This window comes from Melaminivora alkalimesophila, assembly GCF_000282995.1.
Lineage (GTDB): Bacteria > Pseudomonadota > Gammaproteobacteria > Burkholderiales > Burkholderiaceae_C > Melaminivora > Melaminivora alkalimesophila.
This window is the reverse complement of sequence record NZ_ALEE01000364.1, coordinates 1-3,314: the sequence shown is the minus strand read 5'-3', so window position 1 is coordinate 3,314 and position 3,314 is coordinate 1. Positions and strand designations below refer to the sequence as shown.

Annotated in this window: 1 protein-coding gene and 1 pseudogene; one reads left to right on the top strand and one right to left on the bottom strand. The window is 68.6% G+C overall.

The window, feature by feature from the left end:
- A pseudogene (locus A612_RS17020) lies at positions 1-112 on the bottom strand (GMP reductase); the annotation flags it as partial.
- 200 nt (positions 113-312) lie between these two features.
- Here A612_RS17020 and A612_RS06755 point away from each other — a divergent pair.
- Positions 313-2,760, top strand: coding sequence for a UvrD-helicase domain-containing protein (locus A612_RS06755; protein WP_019373751.1), 2,448 nt, complete (start codon positions 313-315; stop codon positions 2,758-2,760).
- The last annotated feature ends 554 nt before the right edge of the window (positions 2,761-3,314 follow it).

Genomic DNA, 3,314 nt, shown 5'->3' with positions numbered 1-3,314 from the left:
GCAGGCGGAACCGCCGGCCGCCGAATTCGACGCTGGCGTCGCACTCGGAGCGGCTTTGCACGCGGCACTTGCGCGGCAGCAACAGGATGTTGTCGTAGTCGAAGATTTCCATGAGGATCCAAGTTCCGTAAGGGGTCGCGCAGCGCGAGGGATTTCGCGGGCGAGGGCGCTTGGCTTGGGCTCCGGTTCTTCGTGTCGACCTGTTTCGGGGCGCAAAAAAACCGGGCGCAAGAAAACTTGGGCCCGGTGTCCGATTCTACCGGCGGGCGGGGAAAACCCCAGCGCCCGGGGCACTTTCTACAATCGTCCCCCATGCCTTCCTTCGATACGACCGCCGGCGTGCGCCAGGACGCCGGGGCGCCCGGCACGCCCGATGACGCGCCAGCGCGCTCGCCCCTGCTGCAGCACCTCAACGCCGAACAGCTCGCCGCCGTCACGCTGCCGGCAGGCCATGCGCTGATCCTGGCCGGCGCCGGCTCGGGCAAGACGCGTGTGCTGACCACGCGCATCGCCTGGCTGCTGCAGACTGGCCAGGCTTCGCCCGGCGGCATCCTGGCCGTCACCTTCACCAACAAGGCAGCCAAGGAAATGGTGGCACGCCTGTCCGCGATGCTGCCCATCAATGTGCGCGGCATGTGGATCGGCACCTTCCACGGCCTGTGCAACCGCCTGCTGCGCGCCCACCACAAGCTCGCCGGGTTGCCGGCGACCTTTCAGATCCTGGACACGCAGGACCAGCTCGCGGCCGTCAAGCGCCTGTGCCGGCAGCACAACGTCGATGAGGATCGCTTTCCACCGAAGCAGCTGGTGTGGTTCATCGCCAGCTGCAAGGAAGAAGGGATGCGGCCGCGCGACGTGCCGGTGCGCGACCAGGACATGCAAAAGAAGGTGGAGATCTACCAGCTCTACGAGGAGCAGTGCCAGCGCGAGGGGGTGGTGGACTTCGGCGAGCTGATGCTGCGCAGCTACGAGCTGTTGCAGGGCAACGATGCCGTGCGCGCGCACTACCAGCGGCGCTTCGCGCACATTCTGGTCGATGAGTTCCAGGACACCAACCGGCTGCAGTACGCCTGGCTCAAGCAGCTCGCCGGCGACGTGGTGGAAGGCCGTCTGGTCACGCACGGCAGCGTGGTCGCGGTGGGCGACGACGACCAGAGCATCTACGCCTTTCGCGGCGCGCGCGTGGGCAACATGCAGGACTTCGTGCGCGAGTTCGATGTGCAGCGCACCATCAAGCTGGAGGAAAACTACCGCAGCTACAGCAACATCCTGGACTGCGCCAACGCGCTGATCAGCCACAACCAGGGTCGCCTGGGCAAGAACCTGCGCACCGCCCAGGGCCCGGGCGAGCCGGTGCGTGTGCACGAGGCGCCGTCGGACCTGGCCGAGGCACAGTGGATCGTCGAGGAGATCCGGAACCTGGTGCGCAGCGGCGAGGCCGAGCGGCGCGAGATCGCCGTGCTCTACCGCAGCAACGCGCAGAGCCGGGTGATCGAGTCGCAGCTGTTCAATGCGGGCGTGCCCTATCGCGTGTATGGCGGGCTGCGCTTCTTCGAGCGGGCGGAGATCAAGCACGCGCTGGCGTACCTGCGCCTGTTGGAGAATCCGCACGACGACACCAGCTTCCTGCGCGTCGTGAACTTCCCGCCGCGCGGCATCGGCGCGCGCACGCTCGAGCAGCTGCAGGACGCGGCACGCGGCGCCGGCTGCTCGCTGCACGACGCGGTGAGCACCCTGACCGGGCGCGCGGGCGCCAACCTGACGGCCTTCGTCGCGCTGATCGACGTGATGCGCGAGGGCGCGCAGGGCCAGAACCTGCGCGCCATCATCGGCCAGATGCTGGAAGCCAGCGGCCTGGTCGAGCATTACCGCAACGACAAGGAAGGCGCGGATCGGCTGGAGAACCTCGACGAACTGATCAACGCCGCCGAGAGCTTCGTCACGCAGGAGGGCTTCGGGCGCGATGCCGTGGCGCTGCCGCTCGATGAGCAGCGCGGCGCGCCGGTGCTCGGCCAGAGCCCGGCCAGCCAGGGGCTGGACGCGAGCCTGCCCATGGCCGAGCCGGGCACGGTGATCGACACCGACACGGGCGAGACGCTGTCGCCGCTGGCGGCGTTCCTCACGCACGCCGCGCTGGAAGCCGGCGACAACCAGGCCCAGGCCGGCCAGGACGCCGTGCAGCTCATGACCGTGCACGCCAGCAAGGGGCTGGAGTTCGACTGCGTGTTCATCGGCGGGCTGGAGGAAGGCCTGTTCCCGCACGAGAACGCCATGAGCGACCGCGCCGGCCTGGAGGAAGAGCGCCGCCTGATGTATGTCGCCATCACGCGCGCCAGGAAGCGCCTGTACCTCAGCCATTCGCAGACGCGCCTGCTGCACGGCCAGACGCGCTACAACGTGAGGAGCCGCTTCTTCGACGAGCTGCCCGAGGAGGCGCTCAAATGGCTCACGCCGCGCCAGCCCGGCTTCGGCAGTTTCGGTGCCGGGTTCTCCGGGGGCGGCGCCTACGGCGCGCGCGCGTCAGGCGGCGCGGGGCGGTCGCTCGGCGAGGTCTTCGCCAGCCCGCCCGTGCCCGAGCGCAAGGAAGGCCCCGGGCATGGCCTGCGCGTGGGCCTGCAGGTGTTCCACAACAAGTTCGGCGAAGGCAAGGTGCTCGCCATCGAGGGCGCAGGCGAGGATGCGCGCGCCCAGGTCGCCTTTCCGCGCCACGGCACCAAGTGGCTGGCGCTGGCCGTGGCGAAGCTGACGGTGGTGGAGTAGCCGGGGGCGGCAGCCCGCAGGCAAAGCCTAGCAGCTACACGGGCAGGCACCGCACCACGGCGCTGTCCGAAGCGAGTTTTTCCTCGAACAGGCCGCTGTGCTCGGGTGAGAGCAGCGCCGCCAGGCGGATGGTCCGGCACGGCGGGTGGTGTCGGATCTGTGGGAGCTGGCCCGCGCTCCCGCGTGATGTGCGCTCTCAAAGGGGCTGGTGTGGGGCGGCTCTGCATAGGCTGTGCCCGCTCACTCGGCAGGAGAAGCTTTTACTTCCGCTTACCCAACAGGGTGAAAAAACCTGCTGAGAATCCGGCGCAGAAATTGGTTGGAGGCCGAGCCTCCCATGACCGGACAGCGCACAGGCCGCGGCGGCAGGTGGAAGGTCCCGCGAGGTCTGGGTGAGCGCGTTCGCTGAAACGGTGGACTGGTCAGAGCGCAAAGGACAAGACGATGCAAGCTTCTATCTCGCCCGCGCGCAGCGCGCCCTGGCTGCTTTCGCTGCTCCTGGCGGTGTTCGCCGCAGGATGCAAGGACCAGGCTGCCACCGCCACACCGGCCGG

What these genes read in the sequence shown, in the direction of transcription:
- A612_RS06755 (WP_019373751.1), top strand. Translation starts at nt 313, where the DNA reads ATGCCTTCCTTCGATACGACCGCCGGCGTGCGCCAGGACGCCGGGGCG.